Raw genomic sequence first — 17774 nt, 5'->3', positions numbered from 1 at the left:
GATCACCCCCACCCGCACGAGATCCCGTACCCGAACCGCCCTGATCACAGCACTACTTGGAGCAGCCGCCATGGCAGCCACCCTTCCCGCGGCCGGTCCCGCGACAGCCGCGGCCGATCCGCAGCGCCTCACCGTCGACCTCGACGCCTCCGAGGGCCCGGTGATGCTCGGCGCCAACGGCTCCCTCTACGGGCTCAGTGACGAAGGCGTGCCCAGCGACGCGGTGATGGAACCGCTGAAGATCACCAGCATCTCGCAGAAGCCGGAGGGCGGCGCCCAGCACCCCAACGGCGACGCGCTCACCGTCTCGAAGTCGTTCTTCCGCACCGGCGGCGGCGAGATCAACGTGATGATGCAGGACATCTACGCCAAGTGGCCGTACGAGGACCTCGGCATCGACGACTACCTCCCCAAGGTCGACAAGATCGTCAAGGAGATATCGGCCGACCCGAACAGCGACCGCTTCGTCTACATCCCGTTCAACGAGCCCGACCAGATCTGGTACAAGCTCGACGTGAAGGACCAGGCCCAGTACGAGAAGAACCGCGACCGGTTCTTCAAGGACTGGAAGACGGTGTACCAGCGGATCCGCGCGATCGACCCGGACGCGCGCATCGCCGGACCCAACGAAGCCGCCTATCACACGCGCCTGTTGAAGGACTTCCTCGCCTTCACCAAGCGGGAGAACGTCGTTCCCCAGGTGATGACCTGGCACGAGCTCGGCTCCGGCTCCCTGCGCGACTTCCAGGCGCATTACGACGACTACCGCCGGCTGGAGCGCGAGGCGGGCATCGCCCCCCTGAAGATCAACATCGACGAGTACGCCAACCGCCGCGACCTGTCCGTGCCCGGACAGCTCGTGCAGTGGGTGTCGATGTTCGAGCGCAACAAGGTGTTCGCCAACATGGCGTACTGGGACGCCGCCGGCAATCTCAGCGGCCATGTGGTGCGCTCCAACATCCCCAACGGCGGCTGGTGGCTGTTCCGCTGGTATGCGGGCCTGACCGGGAACACCGTGAAGGTGACGCCGCCGCAGCCGAACACCGTCGACACCCTCCAGGGGCTCGCCTCCCTGGACTCCACCCGCCGCCAGGCCCAGGTGCTGCTCGGCGGTGCGGACGGCGACTCGGACGTGGTCGTGCAGAACGTCCCCCGCTCGGTCTTCGGCCGTACGGTCACCGCGACGGTCGCCGAGGCCGCCTGGTCCGGATACGAGGGGCAGCACGCGGCTCCGCGGGTCCTGGCCCGCACCAAGGTGAAGGTCGCGGACGACGGTTCGGCGACGGTCCCGCTGCGCGGCCTGCACAAGATGTCGGCGTACCGGATCGTCCTCACCCCCGGTGGCTCGGGCACCCCGGCCGCCGCCTCCGTGCCGTGGTCGGCGTCGTACGAGGCCGAGGAAGCCGCCGTCACCGACGGCAAGGTCTACACCCAGGGCACGGTGAGCAACGCCAACGGCTACGCCGCCTCCGGCACCAAGGACGTCGGCTCCCTCAACCAGCCGGGCAGCAAGGTCGCGTTCACCGTGGACGTGCCGAAGGACGGCGCGTACGAGCTCGCGATCCTGTACGGCAACCAGTCCGGCGGCCCCGCCACGCAGAAGCTGAGCGTCGACGGCACCGAGCCGGTGACGGTCACCTACCCCTCCACCGAGAACTGGACCTACCGCGCCAGGAAGGACCTTCGCGTCCAACTGACTTCAGGAAAGCACCAGTTGGTGCTTGCCAAGGGCGACGCCGAGGTCACGCTCGACCGGATCGACCTGACGGGCGACACCGGCGCGGCCTCCGCGTCGTACGAGGCCACCCTGGCGGACATCGGCGGCAAGCCGTCGTACGACTACTCGTCCTCGGCCGGTGTGGGCACGGGTGCCCTGGTGCTGCGCTCCGGCGACAAGGCCGTCTTCGACGTGTACGCGCCCCGTGACGGCTACTACACGGTGACCCCGCGCACCTCGGCGGTGGTGCGGATCGCCGTGCACGGTGAGAAGGTCACGGCGGCGCCCGGCCGCCCGCTGCGGCTGTACCTCGTCGCGGGCAACAACCGGGTCGCCATGACGTCGGTCCACGCCGCAGTCCGCTCCCTCGACGTCTCCGGCGACGGCTCGGCGTCCGGCACGCTCTCCTACGAGGGGGCGTCGGCCACGCTCGCGGGTGGCGCGAAGCTCGTCGACAGCCCGCACGCGTCCGCCGGCTCCTCCATCGGGTGGCTGGGCAACAGCCCCTCCAGCACCGCCGAGTTCACGGTGACCGCGCCGAGGTCCGGCCGCTACATGCTGGTCGTCCACTACGCCCACAACGACCGCCGGGACAACGGCCATGCCTACAACACGGACATCATGTCCCGTACGGCGGACATCAGGGTCGGGGACGCCGCACCGCGGAAGGTCACCTTCAAGAACACCTGGAGCTGGGACGACTACTGGACGGTCGGCGTCCCGGTCGATCTGGCGAAGGGCGCGAACAAGGTGACGTTCGGCAACGCCACCGCCTGGGCGCCGAACATCGACCGGATCGAACTGGGCCGGGTCGTGGGCTGAGCGACGCGACTGCTGACACCAGGTCAGCGGGCCCTGGTGCCGCAGTCCGCCGTGGAGGCGGGCTGCGGCACTGTCGCGTCGGGGGTGATCCTTTTTCGGCCAATCCCCGCCACGCGGGACGCGCGGGGGCGACCCCCTCGGCTCACACCCCCTATGCTTCTACATGCTTGTAGAAGTCAGCACACGCACATGAAGGAGTGGACGCCACCATGGTGTTCAAACGACTGCTCGGCGCACTCGGTGTCGGCGGCCCCACGGTCGACACGGTTCTCGACCCCGCTTCCGTCCGGCCCGGCGGCACGCTCAGCGGGCAGGTCCATCTCGTGGGCGGCAAGGCCGACTTCGAGATCGAGCACATCACCCTGGAGCTCGTGGCGCGGGTCGAGGCGGAGCACGAGGGCGGTGAGAACGAGGGCGTCGTGGCCTTCGACCGGTTCACCGTCGGCGGCGGCTTCCGGCTCGCGGAGGGCGAGCGGCGCAGCGTGCCGTTCAGCGTCATCGTGCCGTGGGAGACGCCGGTCACCGAACTGCACGGGCAGAGTCTGGGCGTGGTCCTCGGAGTGCGCACCGAGCTGTCGGTGGCGGGTGCGAAGGACAAGGGCGACCTGGACCGGCTGGACGTCTCGCCGCTGCCCGTGCAGGAGGCCGTGCTCGAAGCCCTCGGCGGGCTCGGGTTCGGATTCCGTTCGGCCGACCTGGAGTACGGGCGTATCGGCGGCTCGGGCCAGCGGCTGCCGTTCTACCAGGAGATCGAGCTCCTGCCCTCACCGCAGTACGCGCAGCAGGTCAACGAGATCGAGCTGACGTTCCTGGCGAACCCGGGCGGCATGGAGGTGGTACTGGAAGCAGACAAGCGGGGCGGCTTCCTGTCGCCGGGCCAGGACGCCATCACCCGGTTCACCGTCTCCCACGACGGCGTGCGGCAGCAGGACTGGCCCTCGATCGTCGACGGCTGGATCCGGCAACTGGTCGAGCACCGCGCCTCCTACGGCTCCCCCGCCCCGTTCGTCCCGGCCGGGTACGGGCACGGGCACGGGCACGACGGGCAGCACCGGGACGGCCACCGCTCGGGCCCGGGCATGGGCACGGCCGTCGCCGCGGGTGCCGCGGGACTCGCCGTCGGGGTCGTCGGCGGCATGGTCGCGGGCGAAGTCGTCGACGAGGTCGGGGACTTCTTCGAGGGCGACGGGGAGGATGAGGAGGGCTGAGGCCGGGACGGACAGGGCACGTTCGGCGGCTTCCGAGGTGGGACTTCCCGCCATCCGCCGAGTGCGGCACCGCTGGGGCTTGTCGCGCAGTTCCCCGCGCCCCTGACGGCGCACCACGCCTCGGCGGCCACCGAGGTGAGACCTGCCGTCATCTGCCGGGTGCGGCACCGCTGGGGCTTGTCGCGCAGTTCCCCGCGCCCCTGACGGCGCGCCCAACCGCTCCGACGCGCTGGTCAGAGCGGTGTCGCCGCGTGCAGGATGAGGACCATCGTCACCGCCGAGTTGGCGGACGACATCGCCGAGACGGCCGTCCCGGCGGCCGCGCCCCACGCCGCCGCTCCGACCGCCGTGAACGCCGGCGGCCAGTGCCGCACGGCGGGGGCCGGGCCGAGCAGCGCCGCCACCCGGCGCGGCACGGGGCCGGGAGCCGCGAGTCCCGCGAGGGTGGGCAGCGGGGTGCCCCGCGAGACGAGCGCGGCCGTGCCGATCGCCCTCGCCACCGTGCGGCGGCTGCCGATCACCCGGGCCGCCTCCTCGTCCGCCCACCGCTCGGCCGTGTACGCCACAGCGGTCCCCAGCGGTCGCAGGAACGGGTTGGCGCGGGCCGCCAGTTGCACGGCGAGCAGGTAGCGGTCGTGCCGGGCGGCGAGGTGCGCCCGCTCGTGGGCGAACAGGGCCCGGCGCTCGGCCGGCCGGAGCCGGTCCAGCAGGGCCGTCGTCACCACGACGCGGCCACGCCCGGCGCGGGGGCGCGACACCCCGCCGCCGCGGCGGCCTGCGGGCGGCAGCGCGTACGCGTAGGGCACGGCGTCGGGCAGCACCGCCACCTCCGTCTCCCGCAGCCCGGCCAGGGCGCGATGCGCCTGACGGCGTACCCGCCCGTGCCGCCGCGCCGTCCGGACACACGCGACAACGACCGCGCACAGCGCGGGAATCGCGGCCTTGCCCACGACCTCGTCGTACGGCACCGCCGCCCGCACCTCGGGGTCGGACCAGCCGTCCGGCAGCGGGTTGCCGGGCAGTTGGGCGGTACCGACCACCATGACCAGCGCCAGGCAGACCGTGCTGCACAGCGCCAGCACCAGGGCCAGTACCGTCAGCAGCCGGGTCGCGGTGCGCGGATGCAGATGCTGTTCGGCGAGGCGGGCGACCGGCCAGGCGGTGAGCGGCAGGATCAGTGGCAGAAAGACGAAGACCCCCATGAGGCTTCAGTCTTCCCCTTCGCCCTGTGCCTGATCCAGCAGGTCGCGCAGCAGTCGCTCCTCGTCCGGGCCGAGGCCGGTGACGAAGCTGGCCAGCACCGCCCCCCGGTCGCTCTCGGCGTCCAGCACCTTGCGCATCTTGCGGGCGGCCAGGCCCGCCTGGTCCGAGGCCGGTGTCCAGGCGAAGGACCGGCCGACGCGCTCCCTGGTGACCGCGCCCTTGCCCAGCAGCCGGGTCAGGATCGTGATCACCGTCGTGTACGCCAGGTCACCGCCGAGGCGTTCCTGCACCCAGCCTGCCGTGGCCGGGCCGTCCGCCTCCCGCAGCGCCGACAGCACCAGCGCCTCCAGCTCGCCCTGTCCCCGCCGGGGACGCTGCCCGGGACCCGTCACCGCCCCGCCTCCCTTTCACCGCCCTGCATTTCCCTTGCGGACATCGTATAGATCCGACGCCCCGATCCCGCCTGCTTCTACATTGCTGTAGATTCAGAGTGACATCCGCAGTGGCATCCACACCGCACACGTCAACGCTCAAGAAGGAGTACCCCGTGGGAGTTTCCCTGTCCAAGGGCGGCAACGTCTCGCTCAGCAAGGAGGCGCCCGGCCTGACCGCCGTCCTGGTCGGCCTGGGCTGGGACGTCCGCACGACCACCGGCACCGACTACGACCTCGATGCCTCCGCCCTGCTTCTGGACGCCTCCGGCAAGGTCCTCTCGGACCAGCACTTCGTCTTCTACAACAACCTCAAGAGCCCCGACGGTTCGGTCGAGCACACCGGCGACAACCTCACCGGTGAGGGCGAAGGCGACGACGAGTCCGTCAAGGTGAACCTCGCCGCCGTGCCGCCCGAGATCGACAAGATCGTCTTCCCGGTCTCCATCCACGACGCCGAGAACCGCGGCCAGAGCTTCGGCCAAGTCCGCAACGCCTTCATCCGGGTCGTCAACCAGGCGGGCGGCCAGGAGATCGCCCGCTACGACCTGTCCGAGGACGCCTCGACCGAGACCGCGATGGTCTTCGGCGAGCTCTACCGGCACGGCGCCGAGTGGAAGTTCCGCGCGGTCGGCCAGGGCTACGCCTCGGGTCTGGCCGGCATCGCCGCCGACTTCGGCGTCAACGTCTGACACGGACCACCGCGCCGCCGGGCCCGACCGCGTGCGGCCGGGCCCGGCGCCCGCATCAGCAACCGACCGGGAGACCCTGTGGCCGACCTGTCCCGCCTCCGCCCGGAGGACCGCGCGGACTTCGAAGCCGTACTGCACCACGCACTGGGCACCGCGGACATCCGCGGTGCCCTGATCGCCGACCCGGCCGGCCGGGCGGCAGCGCACCTGCGCGCCCACGCGCTCGCCCACGCCGACGACATCGCGGCGGCGGCCGAGGAGCCGTACCGCTCCTACCTCGCCGTGCGCAGGGCCGCCCGGCACGAGACGCGGGGGCCGCTGGACACCGGCAGTCTGCTGCCGGCCCTCGCCGTGCTCACACCGCTCGTGGCGGGCACGTCCGCCGCGGCGCTGCTCCTGACCGGCGGCCTGCTGCACCTCGCCGACGCCCTCGGGCCGCTGCCCGGATCGCTCGTCGCGGCCGGCTGGACCCTGGCGCTCGTGGCGGCCGTGACCGGCCTCGGAACCCTGGCCGCCCTGCTCCACACGGCTCTGCGCCGGCGCGGCGTGCCCCCGGCCTCCGGTCAGGTGGAGCACGCCCGGCTGGTCTGGCGGCAGGAACTCCTCGACCGCGGGATGCTGCCACACCTGCGCCGGCACCTGCGGCCGCATCCCGATACGGCGATCACACCGTGCTCGCCGCCCGATACGCTCTCGCCGTGCCCGGCCCGGGCGAGAGAGGACAGGACACCATGTTCGGACTGAGCGAGTTCGCGATCATTCTCATCGTCGTCATAACGGTCATCGGGATGAGGAAGCTCCCCGAGCTGACCCGCTCGGCCGGCAAGGCGGCCCGCATCCTCAAGGCCGAGGCCCGCGCGGCGAAGGACGAGGAGGCCGGGGCCTCCCCCGCGCCCCGGGTGGTCCAGGGCGAGATCGTCCCGCCGGGCACCGGCACGACCCCGCCCGGCGCCCGCGCGGCGGGCACCCCGGACCACCCCTGATCCGCCTCGTGACTAGAGCGTGCGCTCCAGGCGATCGGACACAAGCCTGACGAAGCGCGCCGGGTCCTTGGGCTGGCCGCCCTCGGCGAGCACCGCCAGGGCGTGGAGCAGCTCGGCGGACTCGGCGAGCTCCGTACGGTCCTCGCTCGCCCCGTACGCCTCGTGCAGGCCCTTCACCAGCGGGTGGCCGGGGTTGAGCTCCAGGATCCGCTTGGTGCGCGGCACCTCCTGGCCCATCGCCCGGTACATGTTCTCCAGGGCCGGGGTCAGGTCGTGCGCGTCCGACACGACGCAGGCCGGAGAGACCGTGAGCCGCGTGGAGAGGCGGACCTCCTTGATGTCCTCGTCGAGCTGCTCGCGCATCCAGCCGAGCAGCCCGGCGTACTCCTCGGCCTGCTTCTCGCGCTCCTCGCCGGCCTTCTCCCCGTCCTCGCCGTCGAGGTCGATCTCACCCTTGGTGACGGACCGCAGCTTCTTGCCCGCGTACTCGCCCACGGCGTCGACCCAGACCTCGTCGACGGCGTCGGTCAGCAGCAGGACTTCGATGCCCTTGTCCCGGAAGGCCTCCATGTGCGGGGAGTTCTCGATGCTCTGCCGGGACTCCCCGGTGATGAACCAGATGTCGTCCTGGCCGTCCTTCATCCGCTCCACGTACTGCGCGAGCGTGGTCGGCTCGTCGTCGGAGTGCGTCGTCGCGAACGAGGACACGGCGAGGATCGCGTCACGGTTCTCGGAGTCGGTGACCAGGCCCTCCTTCAGGGCGGTGCCGAACTCGCGCCAGAAGGTGCGGTAGCGGTCGGCGTCCTTGGCGAGGAACTCCTTGACCGTGGACAGCACCTTCTTCGTCAGCCGGCGCTGCATCATCCGGATGTGCCGGTCCTGCTGGAGGATCTCGCGGGAGACGTTGAGCGAGAGGTCCTGCGCGTCGACGACGCCCTTGACGAAGCGGAGGTAGGGCGGCAGCAGCGCCTCGCAGTCGTCCATGATGAAGACGCGCTTCACGTACAGCTGGACACCGCGCTTGAAGTCCCGCGTGAACAGGTCGTGCGGGGCGTGCGAGGGGACGAAGAGCAGGGCCTGGTACTCGAAAGTGCCCTCGGCCTGGAGCCGGATCGTCTCCAGGGGCTCGCGCCAGTCGTGGCTGATGTGCTTGTACAGCTCGTGGTACTCGTCGTCGGACACCTCGTCGCGCGAGCGCGCCCACAGGGCCTTCATGGAGTTCAGCGTCTCGGGTTCGGGCGCGTCCTCGCCGTCCTTCGCCTCCGGGACCATCCGGATCGGCCAGGTGATGAAGTCCGAGTAGCGCTTGACGATCTCCCGGATCGTCCACTCCGAGGTGTAGTCGTGCAGCTGGTTCTCGGTGTCGGCGGGCTTGAGGTGGAGCGTGACGGACGTGCCCTGCGGCGCGTCGTCGACCTTCTCCAGGGTGTACGTGGCCTCGCCGCGCGACGTCCAGCGGGTCCCCTGGCCCTCGCCGGCGCGCCGGGTCACCAGCGTCACCTCGTCCGCCGCCATGAAGCCGGAGTAGAAGCCGACACCGAACTGACCGATGAGCCCCTCGGCGCCGGCCGCGTCCTTGGCCTCCCGCAGCTCCTCCAGGAACGCGGCCGTACCCGAGTTTGCGATGGTGCCGATCAGCTGCCCGACCTCGTCGTACGACATGCCGATGCCGTTGTCCCGCACCGTGAGGGTGCGGGCCTCCTTGTCGATGTCGAGCTCGATGTGCAGGTCCGACACATCGGCGTCGAGGGAGTCGTCCCGCAGCTTCTCCAGACGCAGCTTGTCGAGCGCGTCGGAGGCGTTGGAGACGAGCTCCCGCAGGAAGACATCTTTGTTCGAGTAGACCGAGTGGATCATCAGCTGGAGCAGCTGACGCGCCTCTACCTGGAACTCAAACGTTTCGGTCGTCATGGTTCGCGAATCCCTCACAGGTCCCACAGTCGCCTGAACTGGATGTCACTGTAAAACACCAAGTCAGGCCGGGGCCCCGGAAGTCAGACGAGGCGGGCGAAGACGACCAGGTTCTCGGTGTAGTCCCGGGCCCGACGGTCGTAGGCGCCCGCGCAGGTGATCAGCCGGACCTGGGCGTCGGGTGTGTCGCCGTAGACGCGGTCGCTGGGGAAGGCGTCCTTCTCGAAGGACTCCGTGGCGTAGACGACGAAGGTCGCCTTGCCGCCGTCGGCCCGCGCCACCTGGAACCGGTCGCCCTTCCTCAGTGCGCTGAGTCCGGCGAAGACGGCCGGGGAGGTCGCGGTGTCCACGTGCCCCGCGATGATCGCGGTACCCGCCTCTCCGGGGGTGTGGCCCTTGGCGTACCAGCCGACGAGGTTGGTGTCGTGCGAGGGCGGGGGCTCCAGCTGGCCCGAGCGGCCGATGGCGAGGTCGGTGAAGGGCGCGTCGACCGAGATCTTGGGGATGAGCAGGCGGACCGGCCGGGACCGCGGCAGATGCGGGCCTGTCCCGGACGCGGCGGACCGCTGCGGCGCGGCCGACGTGGGCGGCGTGTCGGGCACCTCGGGCACGGCCGGGTTCGCGGCCACGGCCGGCGGAGCGTGCGGCGGGCCGGCGGCGTCGGACGACCCACCCCGGCCGCCGACCAGGCTCACGGTCAGGACGAGGGCGGCCAGCGTCCACAGCACCGTCACGACGGTACGCAGCCGCCGTTTCGACGGTTCGGGCTCGGGACCGGGGCTGGGGCCGGGGTCGGGGCCAGGGCCGGGGCCGGGGTCGGGAAGAGCGGGGGGACTGGCTGCCATCAAGGACCACCTCATTCGGGCACGGCAGCGGGCACGGCACGCGGGGCGACGAGCCGGACCGCCGCGACGCGAGGTACACGTGCGGCGGCCACGGCTGCTGTGGGGTCAGGCGTCGGTCACGCGGTGCCGCGCGAGGCCTTCTGGCGTCGCAGCGCGTACAGACCGGTGCCGGCCACGGCCAGCACGGCCATCCCGCCCGCGGTCACGCCCGGCGCGGAGGCCAGCCCGCCGCCACCGGTGTGCATGCCGCCGCGCGGCTTGTCGTGCTTGCCGTGCTTGCCCTCCCAGGAGCCCTTGCCGTGCTCGTCGTGCTTGCCGCCCCAGTCGTCCTCCTTGTAGGTGTCCGGGTCGTGCTTGGGGTTGTCCCAGTCGTCGTCGGAGTTCACCGCGGCCAGGGCTCCGCCACCGGTGTGCATCCCGCCGTGCGGCTTGTCGTGCTTGCCCTTCCAGGAGCCCTTCTCGTGCCCCTTCTCCTTGCCGTGCTCCTCTTCCTTGCCCTCGTGGTCGCCCTTGTCGCCGTCCCACTCGTCGTCCGCGGTCACCGCGGCCAGGGCTCCGCCACCGGTGTGCATCCCGCCGTGCGGCTTGTGGTGCTTGCCCTTCCAGGAGCCCTTCTCGTGCCCCTTCTCCTTGCCGTGCTCCTCTTCCTTGCCCTCGTGGTCGCCCTTGTCGCCGTCCCACTCGTCGTCCGCGGTCACCGCGGTCAGGGCTCCGCCACCGGTGTGCATCCCGCCGTGTGGCTTGTCGTGCTTGCCGTCCTTGTGGTGCTCCTTGCTGTAGGAACTGGAGTCGTTGTCCCAGTCACCCATCGCCTCGGCGTAGGCGGCGGGCGCGGTGATCGCGAGGGCGGCCGTGGCGGTGGCCGTCGCGAGCAGCATGCGGGCAGAGCGCATCGGTGAGTCCTTCCGTCGCGACCCGGGCAGCTGACGCCTCGCCAGCTCACGAGACCCGGCCTCGACGTGAACCACCGTCAGTCATGCCGGGCAGCCCCACCATCCAGGGCGTTCACACGGGTTACGGCTGCACTCCGACGGCGGAACGCCCCGCTCTCCGCGCGGGCGCCGGGGAGCCCCGGAGGCCCCCCGTCAGCGCCGTCCGAAACCCCGGTGCGCCATGCGGGCCGGGTCCGGATCGGCCAGCTGGGCCGCCATGCCGACGAGGACCAGCCCGCCCGCGATGAGCAGCCCCTGGGACAGGACGATGCCGCAGGCCAGCACGGCGACGCCGAGGGCCAGACCCCACCAGGCACCGGTACGCCGGTACTCCCGGGGCTGGGCGGGGCGGCCGGATCTCATGGCCCGGGTGAACCGGGGATCCTCCTGCTCGAGTCGTGCTTCGAGATCGACGAGGCGGTGGTCTTCGGACGGGGGCACGGCTTCTCCTTCCCGGAACCCGAGCGCTTCGAGGCAGGCACGACCGAGGTCATGACAAGTCCTGGGGTGTCGGGCCTTGCGGCGGTGCGGAGGGAGACGGGCCGCCGACGCGCCGGTGCGGTCGGCCACGGTTGTCTCACCAGGGCTTCAGCTTCTCCCTCCTCCAACGGCTCACGCCATCGGGCCCCATGCCCATTCTTCCCGGTCGCCGACCCTCATGAACGCCGGTGCGACCGGCGGGTGTTCGAACACGTGTTACGCCATCCGCGTCGGGCTGATCGAGCCCTCAGGGACGCGGCACGGCCTACAGGGTGTCCGCAAAGTCCCGCCTGCCGCGCGACGCCCGGCACGCCGGGAGCACGCACCGGGCGCCACGGCGCCCGCTCTCCGGGCGAACGACGCGACTGTGCGGAAACCCCCTAGCGCTCGGCCTCGGCACGCTGGGGGGCGGCGGCTGGGGCGGCGTGCTCGGGCTCGGTGCCGGGTGCCGGGGACGTGCGGCGGGGCAGGGAGCCCTGACCCGCCCGGAGGGCACCGGCAAGCAGGTGTGCGCGACCGGCGGCGATGGGGCCGAGGACCGCGAGGACGAGGACGTACCCGGCGATGAACGGGGCGAGCCGGGCGTCGAGTCCGGCGCCGGCGGCCATGGCTGCCAGGATCAGCGCGAACTCGCCCCGGGCGACGAGGGTCGTCGCGATCTCGGCGGCGGGCTCGATGCCGTAGCCGTACACGCGGGCGACGAGGAGACCTGCGAGGACGTTCATGACGAGGGTCAGCGCTGCCGCCGCGGCGACCGGTCCGACGACGGAGACGATGTCGCCGGGGTCGATGGAGAGTCCGAAGGCGAAGAAGAAGATGGCCGCGAAGGCGTCGCGCAGCGGATGGACCAGGTCCCTGATGCGCGGGCCGGACGGGGTTCCGGCGAGAATCAGGCCGACCATGAACGCGCCGATGGCGTCGGCGACACCGAGGACCTCGGAGACCCCCGCCACCAGGACGGCCACGCCGAGGAAGCTGATGACGAGCAGTTCGTTGTCGCGGGTCGCGATGAGCCGCCCGACCGGTTTCGTGCCGTATCGGGCCGCCGCGGCCAGCAGCAGCAGGAAACCGAAGGCCTTGGCACCTTGCAGGACCATGTCGCCCACGCCCTGGGCGCCGCTGATGACCGGCTGGAGGGCGGCCAGGTACAGCGCGAGGAAGATGTCCTCGACCACGATGACACCCAGGATGAGGCGCGTCTCGGGGCGGCCGATGCGCCCCAGGTCGATGAGGATCTTGGTGACGATGGCGGACGAGGAGATCCCGAGGACACCGGCGAGGACCAGCGCCTCCCGGACGCCCCAGCCCAGGGCGAAGCCGAAGCCGAGCCCCGCGCCGACGTTGAGCAGCAGGTAGATCCCGCCCGCCGTCAGCAGACGGCGACCGCCCTGCTTCAGATCGTCGAGGTGGAACTCCAGTCCCAGGTAGAACAGCAGCAGCACCAGACCGAGCGCGGAGAGCATCTCGAAGTCGTGGGCGTCCTCGACGATGACGAGGCCCGGGGTGTGGGGGCCGAGCAGGATACCCGCGAGCATGAACAGCGGGATGGTGGGGAGTCCGATCCGGCCTCCGAGGCGGGCGAGGAGGGCGGCGGCCAGGAAGGCTCCGCCCATGGCGAGAAGGCTGTCAGCGTGTCCCACGGATCACCACCTTCGAGGGCGCGCAGACGGATCGTTTCACCGGGCGGGGATGGATGGGGGCTCCTCCTTCAGGGGCCTTGAGGGGTGGCGTCGTGCCCTCTCGGGCAGCCCGGGGCCGCGGCCGTGACGGCCGGAAGGGCGGCCCGGGCGGTGCTGCCAGCCTCACACGGGCACCGGTGGCCTCGCCATCGGTGCCCGCACCCATATCCGGGTGGGAACGACGCCCATCCTCGGCGGAGGCGGCCCGCGCCCGCCGACCGGGCAGCCGCCCGTCACACCTCCCGGTGGTCGATGCCCAGCAGACTCGCCGCCGCCCGGAAGTCGGCCGTGTGGTGCCCGACCGCGAGGGACCAGTGGTGGCCGATGCCCGTGGCGCTCCAGGCGTCGACCCATTCGCCGGGGTCGCGGCCGAAGTCGACCCGGCTGGTGGTGTTGCCGATCTCCAGCAGCGGTCCCGGTACGACGGTGCCCTCGGAGGTGACGAAGGACAGGCTGCCGTCGGCGTCCTGGCCGAGGCCGAGCAGGGTGACGGGCCCGTGCCGGACGTCGAACTCGACGCTCACCCCCCAGCCGCGTTTGCCGTGGTAGACGCCGAGCCCGCGCAGCAGCGGGTCGCGGGCACCGACGGCGAGGTGGGCCGGTCCGTCGTGGCCCATCTCCACCACGCCGTCCTCGAAGTTCAAGGCCTGGATCTCGGTGAAGGAGCCTCCGGCGCCGACACTCTCGGACGCCAACTGGGCCACGGACGTGCGCAGTTCGTACTCGCCGGCGGCCGGCACGCCCCGCGCGGTGAGCAGCGAGGCTCCGAGGATCATGCCCGCTCCGAGCCGCTCGTGCAGCTCTCCGTCGAGTCCGCGGTGGTAGTAGGCGAGGCTGTCGAGCTCGAAGTCGGCCACCAGCCGGTCCAGGGCGACGGACACGGTCGCACCCCAGGCGAAGTCCTCTTCCACGACGCTCTCGTCGAGGGTGAAGACCTGGCGGGCGAGGGCCATCCGCTCCCGGGTCTCCGCCTCCGTCACCTGTTCCACCCGGTGCCTCAGGTCGTCGAACTCCAGGACCTCCACGTGCGAGCCGAACGTCGAGACCAGCAGCGTCGGATCGGTCTGCACGTCGAGCATGCCGGGGTACACGTGTCCCATGAGGCCGTGCCGGGCGTGCCGGAGCGCGGCGCGGATGTGCGCGGCCCGGATCCACTGTTCGATGCGCCGCCAGGCGGACTCCTGGCGCAGCCAGCCCGACACCGACCGGAAGGGGATGCCGGCGCGCCGGAAGACGTTGCCCACCTCCGGGACGGGGCACTGCCCGCAGTAGGCCAGCCAGGCCCCGGTGTCGAAGGCGGCGTGGTCCATCTTCTCGGACGGCTGGAGGTCGATGACCAGCACCGGCGTGTGCGAGCGCTGTGCGATCGGCAGCACCATCGACGAGGTGAGGTACGTCGTCAGGAACAGCACGATCAGGTCGCAGTCGGCGCGCCTCAACTGCTCGGCGGCACGAGCCCCTTCCTGGGCGTCGGAGACGAAACCGGCGTCGGTCACCTCGGCGTCCATGGCCCGGAACCGCTCGGCGACGTAGGAGGCCGATTCCTTCAGTTGCGGGAGGAGTCGGGGGAACTGCGGCCAGTAGGTGCCCAGTCCGCCGGCGACCAGCCCGATCCGGGTGCGGCGCCGGGTGACCGGTGGAAGCAGGTCGTGCAGGGCGGCGGTCCGTACGGCCGTGCGGTCCGCGGTCGTTGCCATGGTCAGTGCTCCTTGTCGTAAAGCCCGGCGGGCGTGGTGCTGGCGGCCCGGAGGTCCGCTCCGTCCGGCACGTCTCTCGCGGAGCGCGGGACCAGGACGCGGATGATGAACACGCCCGCCAGCGCCGCCGCGGTCATGCACGCGGTGATCGTCCAGAGCAGGACGGACGGGCTGTGGTCGGCGAGGGCGGGGGTGAAGAAGGCGGCGACCGCGAAGACGCCCCGGGAGAGGGCGTAGGTGAGGCCCTGGGTGGTGGCGCGGGTGTCGGCGGGCAGCGTGAGCTGCGACCACACCTTGTAGTTGGCCTCGCCGGCGAAGGGGTTGGAGAGCTGGTAGAGCACGAAGAAGACGAGCATGCCGGCGAGGGCGCCCGCGGTCAGGGACGCGATGACGAAGGCGAGGATCTGGACCACCGCGGCGACGTGGAACAGCCGGTCGCGCCAGGGACTGTCGGCGACGCGCACGAAAGCGAAGGTCAGCAGCACCCCGATCGGGATGAAGGCCAGGTTGATCCCGGTGGCGAGGCTCTGCGAGGCGTCGCTGACGGTGACGAGCAGGTAGGTGCCGAACTGTCCGAAGGTGTTGGCTCCGAGGCCCCAGGTCACGTAGAAGACGAACGTCGCGGTCATCGGCAGCAGGGCGGCTCGCGTCCATACGCCCTTCAGGGAGACGGCCTCCGGGGCGGCTCCGGTCCCGGTCTCCGGCGGCTCGTCGGGCAGTTTCAGCCGGGAGCGCAGGGCCCAGGTGACGATGGCCGCGACGGCGAGTTGTCCCGTGATGAGCCGGGCCCCGGTCATGCCCGTGGTGGACAGGACGAAGCCGAGGAAGATGGCGACGGTGATGCCCAGCATCCACATCACCTGGGTGAACGCCACGAGTCGGCCCCGGGCCCAGGAGGGGGCCGCGTCCGAGACCACGGCCAGGGACGTCGGCAGGTCGGCGCCGGCCGCGAGCCCGGCGACGAGGACGCCGACGAGCAGGGTGATGTCGTCCGGAGCCAGCGTGATGACGAGGGCGCCGAGTGCGAAGCAGAAGATGTCCCAGTTGTAGACGCGGCGGCGGCCGAAGAGGTCGGCGAGCCGTCCGCCGACGAGGGATCCGACGGCGATGCAGCCGGTGACGATCGCGCTGATCGCCCCGGCCATCCACACGCCCATGTCGTAACTGTCGCGGTAGACGGCCAGGTTGACGGAGATGCTCACGATCAGCCCGGCGTCGAGATAGGAGGCCATGCCCGACAGGGCGGCGGCTTTCCAGAGCGGTCGGGGGATGGGGCGGGTACCGGCCATGATGCGACTCCGTCGTCTGGTGACATCGCGGTTCCGGGTGCCTGGTCGAGGCGAATATAGGGCGGGAAAAACGTTGCAACAAGGTGTCGTGCACGCATGGGTGACATGACGTCGGATCGCCCGACCCCACACACGGATATGGCGTGGCCGCCCCAGCTCGCCTACCGTGAAGAGGGCCTAAAAACGTTTTAGGGGAAGGACCGTGTGCGTGATCTCCCCCGAGCTCCGGCAGCTGTTCGACGACCCGCCCCGCGCTTTCGGCCCCACGCCCCTGTGGTGGTGGTCGGGTGCGAAGGTCACCCGGGAGCGACTCGCCTGGCAGCTGCGGGCGTTCGCGGAGGGCGGGGTGCACAACCTGGTCGTCATCAATCTGGCCCCGGCCGGCCCGACGTTCGGGGCCCGGGCCGACGATCCGGCGTGGTTCGGCGAGGAGTGGTGGGAGCGTTTCACGGACGCCTGCGCGATCGCGGCGGAGCTGGGCACGCGCCTGTGGTTCTACGACCAGATCGGATTCTCCGGCGCCAACGTGCAGGGCGCTGTGACGCGGCGGCATCCCGAGGCGGCCGGACTCGCCCTGCGCTGCCGTGCCGTGAGCGTCTCCGGAGGCAGGGTCGCCCTGACGGGCGCCGAGACACCGCTGGCCGCGTACTCCCGTCACGGCCGGCGGCTCGACCTGGCCGCGGACGGGCGCGTCGCGGCCGCCGACGGGACCGGGGTACGGCTCGTCACCGCCGTCCCCACCGCGTTCGACTATCTGGACCCGCACGCCGTCGGCCTGCTGATGGACACGGTCCACCACGAGTACGACCGCCGCGTACCCGAGTACCTGGGCACGGTCGTCGCGGGCAGCTTCCAGGACGAACTGCCCGGCACCAACGCCTGGAGCCACCGTTTCGCCGACGAGTTCCGCACCCGGCGCGGCTACGACCTGCTCGACCATCTGCCGGCCCTGTTCGGCACGGACGCGGGCGTGCCGGAGGGGAAGATCCGGGGCGACTACTACGGGGTCCGCGCGGAGCTGACCGAGGAAGCCCTGTTCCGGCCGCTCGCCGCCTGGCACCGCGAGCGCGGCCTGCTGCTGGGCAGCGACCAGAGTCACCCCGCCCGCGCGGGCTACCCGGCCCAGTCCACGCAGATCTACACCGACTACTTCCGCACCCACCGCTGGTACGGCGCCGCCGGCAGCGACCACCACGGCGATGCCAAGGTGCACTCCTCCCTGGCCCACCTCTACGGCCACGAGCGCGTCTGGATCGAGGCGTTCCACTCCTCCGGCTGGGGCGGCACGCTGGAGGACACCTACGGCTGGCTGCTGCCGTTCCTGCGCAGCGGCGCCAACCTCTACAACCCGCATGCCAGTTACTTCGGAACCGCGGCCGGCTGGTTCGAGTGGGCGCCGCCGTCCACCGACTGGCGCCAGCCCTACTGGCAGCAGTACCCGGCGTTCTCCCGGGCCGTGGCCCGGATCTGCTCGATCATGTCGTGGGGCGGTTACGCGGCCGGCGTGGCGGTGCTGCATCCGACCGCCACCATGCAGGCGCTCGTCCCGCTGGACGCGCCGGTCCGGCACTTCGGCGACGGCCGGCTGGGCGACGGCCACGCCCTCGCCGACGAGACGCAGCGGCACTACCTGGACCTGTGCGGCTCGAACAACTGGCTCGGTCCGCACGCCGGGGCCCTGGACCGGCGCGGGATCTCCTTCGACGTCGTCGACGACGACTCGGTGCAGCGCGCCGAGGCCACCGGAGGTGCCCTGCGCATCAGGGACCTGGCGTACGGCGCGGTGCTGCTGCCCTCGGCGAGCGTGCTGGAGGTGGGGACCGCGCGCCGGCTGGCCGAACTGCTCGACGCGGGAGGGCGGGTGGTGGTCGTGGGCCGCCCGCCC

The 17774-nt window shown here is 71.5% G+C and carries 15 protein-coding genes; 6 read left to right on the top strand and 9 right to left on the bottom strand.

Going from position 1 to position 17774, the window contains the following annotated elements:
* Positions 1-70 precede the first annotated feature (70 nt).
* Both AB0E85_RS32795 and AB0E85_RS32790 read left to right on the top strand, forming a co-directional pair.
* Positions 71-2539 carry a CBM35 domain-containing protein gene (locus AB0E85_RS32795; RefSeq protein WP_361934977.1) on the top strand — a complete coding sequence of 823 codons (2469 nt, stop codon included), beginning with the start codon at positions 71-73 and terminating at the stop codon, positions 2537-2539.
* Positions 2540-2748: 209 nt separating this feature from the next.
* A complete protein-coding gene (locus AB0E85_RS32790) occupies positions 2749-3747 on the top strand; it encodes a sporulation protein (RefSeq protein ID WP_361934974.1) in 999 nt (332 codons plus the stop codon).
* Positions 3748-3980: 233 nt separating this feature from the next.
* On the opposite strand, the gene AB0E85_RS32785 is transcribed toward AB0E85_RS32790, so the two are convergent.
* Positions 3981-4949, bottom strand: coding sequence for a M56 family metallopeptidase (locus AB0E85_RS32785; protein WP_361934971.1), 969 nt, complete (start codon positions 4947-4949; stop codon positions 3981-3983).
* A gap of 6 nt (positions 4950-4955) precedes the next feature.
* Positions 4956-5342: a BlaI/MecI/CopY family transcriptional regulator gene (locus AB0E85_RS32780; RefSeq protein WP_033307062.1), complete on the bottom strand. Its 387-nt coding sequence runs from the start codon at positions 5340-5342 to the stop codon at positions 4956-4958.
* 155 nt (positions 5343-5497) lie between these two features.
* On the opposite strand from AB0E85_RS32780, the gene AB0E85_RS32775 reads away from it, so the two are divergent.
* The 3 genes from AB0E85_RS32775 to AB0E85_RS32765 all read left to right on the top strand — a co-directional run bounded on the left by AB0E85_RS32775 (position 5498) and on the right by AB0E85_RS32765 (position 7056).
* Entirely contained in the window at positions 5498-6073 is a 576-nt protein-coding gene (locus AB0E85_RS32775; protein ID WP_361934968.1) for a TerD family protein, read from the top strand.
* Positions 6074-6151: 78 nt separating this feature from the next.
* On the top strand, positions 6152-6817 hold the full coding sequence (locus AB0E85_RS32770) for a hypothetical protein (protein ID WP_361934965.1): 666 nt from the start codon (positions 6152-6154) through the stop codon (positions 6815-6817).
* Positions 6805-7056, top strand: coding sequence for a twin-arginine translocase TatA/TatE family subunit (locus AB0E85_RS32765; RefSeq protein ID WP_361934962.1), 252 nt, complete (start codon positions 6805-6807; stop codon positions 7054-7056). Before AB0E85_RS32770 ends, AB0E85_RS32765 begins: the two co-directional genes overlap by 13 nt.
* 12 nt (positions 7057-7068) lie before the next feature.
* On the opposite strand, the gene htpG is transcribed toward AB0E85_RS32765, so the two are convergent.
* The 7 genes from htpG to AB0E85_RS32730 all read right to left on the bottom strand — a co-directional run bounded on the left by htpG (position 7069) and on the right by AB0E85_RS32730 (position 15889).
* A complete protein-coding gene (htpG, locus tag AB0E85_RS32760) occupies positions 7069-8967 on the bottom strand; it encodes a molecular chaperone HtpG (RefSeq protein ID WP_361934959.1) in 1899 nt (632 codons plus the stop codon).
* Between the two features lie 83 nt (positions 8968-9050).
* Positions 9051-9812 (bottom strand): class F sortase, encoded by a 762-nt coding sequence (locus AB0E85_RS32755; RefSeq protein ID WP_361934956.1) that lies wholly within the window; start codon positions 9810-9812, stop codon positions 9051-9053.
* A 116-nt stretch (positions 9813-9928) separates the two neighbouring features.
* The gene (locus tag AB0E85_RS32750) at positions 9929-10705 is read right to left on the bottom strand and encodes a hypothetical protein (protein WP_361934953.1); all 777 of its coding nucleotides are present in this window, start codon (positions 10703-10705) and stop codon (positions 9929-9931) included.
* A gap of 192 nt (positions 10706-10897) precedes the next feature.
* Complete coding sequence (locus AB0E85_RS32745) at positions 10898-11185, bottom strand: DUF3040 domain-containing protein (protein WP_361934950.1); 288 nt, start codon at positions 11183-11185, stop codon at positions 10898-10900.
* Positions 11186-11604: 419 nt separating this feature from the next.
* Positions 11605-12864 carry a cation:proton antiporter gene (locus AB0E85_RS32740; RefSeq protein ID WP_361934947.1) on the bottom strand — a complete coding sequence of 420 codons (1260 nt, stop codon included), beginning with the start codon at positions 12862-12864 and terminating at the stop codon, positions 11605-11607.
* Between the two features lie 272 nt (positions 12865-13136).
* On the bottom strand, positions 13137-14600 hold the full coding sequence (locus AB0E85_RS32735) for an L-fucose/L-arabinose isomerase family protein (RefSeq protein ID WP_361934944.1): 1464 nt from the start codon (positions 14598-14600) through the stop codon (positions 13137-13139).
* A gap of 2 nt (positions 14601-14602) precedes the next feature.
* Positions 14603-15889 (bottom strand): MFS transporter, encoded by a 1287-nt coding sequence (locus tag AB0E85_RS32730; RefSeq protein ID WP_361934941.1) that lies wholly within the window; start codon positions 15887-15889, stop codon positions 14603-14605.
* A 208-nt stretch (positions 15890-16097) separates the two neighbouring features.
* On the opposite strand from AB0E85_RS32730, the gene AB0E85_RS32725 reads away from it, so the two are divergent.
* Positions 16098-17774 (top strand): glycosyl hydrolase (locus AB0E85_RS32725; RefSeq protein WP_361934938.1); only part of this gene is annotated, 1677 nt, incomplete at its 3' end.

The organism is Streptomyces sp. NPDC029044 (assembly GCF_040637495.1).
Taxonomy (GTDB): domain Bacteria; phylum Actinomycetota; class Actinomycetes; order Streptomycetales; family Streptomycetaceae; genus Streptomyces.
Note: the sequence above shows the minus strand (reverse complement) of the source record. Positions and strands in the feature narration are given on the sequence as shown.